General features: G+C 41.5%; 1 protein-coding gene. It reads left to right on the top strand.

Annotation, left to right across the window (positions count from 1 at the left end):
* Positions 1–258: DNA translocase FtsK (locus tag GHO25_RS25985; RefSeq protein ID WP_153393490.1), on the top strand; the 258-nt coding region annotated here is incomplete at both ends.

Below are 258 nucleotides of genomic sequence, written 5' to 3'. Positions count from 1 at the left end.
GCGATATCTATTCTTATCGGAAGCAGAGTAGTCTCAATTTCTTTGTTGCAGCGTCGATTAAAAATTGGCTACAGCCATGCGCTTGACTTAATGGTGCAGCTAGAAGAAAGCGGCGTCGTCACAAGTTTAGATTCCTTAGGCTTTCGCACGTTGATTGGCCAACATACAAAACACTCATGCAAATTAATTAAAGAAGAAAATTTAATGATAGACCTTCCGGTACACACGCTGATTACCGATGAAAACAAGGAGGGATGC

The organism is Pseudomonas sp. FSL R10-1350 (assembly GCF_009600525.1).
In the GTDB taxonomy this organism is placed as follows: domain Bacteria; phylum Pseudomonadota; class Gammaproteobacteria; order Pseudomonadales; family Pseudomonadaceae; genus Aquipseudomonas; species Aquipseudomonas helleri.
This window is presented reverse-complemented; position numbering and strand designations above follow the sequence as displayed.